General features: G+C 42.6%; 1 protein-coding gene. It reads left to right on the top strand.

Features of this window, described 5'->3' with window-relative positions:
- The first annotated feature begins 39 nt into the window (after positions 1–39).
- On the top strand, positions 40–1,080 hold the full coding sequence (locus Xbud_RS18995) for an IS481 family transposase (protein WP_099137530.1): 1,041 nt from the start codon (positions 40–42) through the stop codon (positions 1,078–1,080).
- Positions 1,081–1,083: the final 3 nt, after the last annotated feature.

Genomic DNA, 1,083 nt, shown 5'->3' on the forward strand with positions numbered 1-1,083 from the left:
TGCTGAATCTTAAATCAAAGAAACTAAGAGGTAACTCTCATGCTACATACTAGCAATCCAATTATTAAACACAAAGCGGGTCTTCTCAATCTTGCAGAGGAACTTGGCAATGTATCCAGAGCCTGCAAAGTGATGGGTGTATCACGAGACACTTTTTATCGTTATCAAGAACTCGTTGAAACTGGTGGCATTGATGCGCTTATCAACCAAAGCAGAAGGGCACCCAATCTCAAAAACAGGGTTGATTCTGAAACGGAACAAACGGTTGTCAAATACGCCATTGATTATCCGGCATACGGACAAGTGAGAACCAGTAACGAGCTGCGTAAATTAGGTGTATTTGTCTCACCGAGTGGAGTGCGTTCTATTTGGCTAAGGCATAACCTTGAAAACTTTAAAAAGCGCTTACTGGCGCTCGAAAAACACGTTGCTGAGAATGGAATCATCCTGACGGAAGCACAAGTTGTCGCACTTGAGAGAAAAAAACAGGATGATGAGGCCTGGGGTGAAATCGAAACCGCTCACCCCGGTTATCTAGGTTCACAAGATACGTTCTATGTGGGCAACTTGAAAGGTGTTGGTCGGATTTACCAGCAGACTTTTGTCGATACCTACAGCAAGGTGGCGTTTGCCAAACTCTATACCACCAAGACACCGATTACCGCGGCTGATATTCTTAATGACAAAGTGCTCCCTTTCTTTGAGTCGCATAAATTACCGATACTGAGGATTTTAACAGACCGGGGGACAGAATATTGTGGTCGTGTCGAACACCACGATTATCAGCTTTATTTAGCGATAAATGATATAGACCACACGAAAACGAAAGCGATGTCGCCCCAAACAAATGGTATCTGTGAACGCTTCCATAAGACTATGTTGAACGAGTTTTACCAAGTCACATTCAGAAAGAAATTGTATAGCTCACTCAATGAACTGCAAAAGGATCTGGATGAATGGATAGATGACTACAACCATCATCGTACTCATCAAGGAAAAATGTGTTGTGGTCGTACGCCAATAGAAACCTTATTGGAAGGCAAATTAATCCGGGCTGAAAAAAATCTCACCCAGATTTAATCT

It is taken from the genome of Xenorhabdus budapestensis, from assembly GCF_002632465.1.
Taxonomy (GTDB): domain Bacteria; phylum Pseudomonadota; class Gammaproteobacteria; order Enterobacterales; family Enterobacteriaceae; genus Xenorhabdus; species Xenorhabdus budapestensis.

Bases quoted from the DNA above. Each gene is read 5' to 3' on its own strand.
- Xbud_RS18995 (WP_099137530.1), top strand. From the start codon at position 40: ATGCTACATACTAGCAATCCAATTATTAAACACAAAGCGGGTCTTCTC.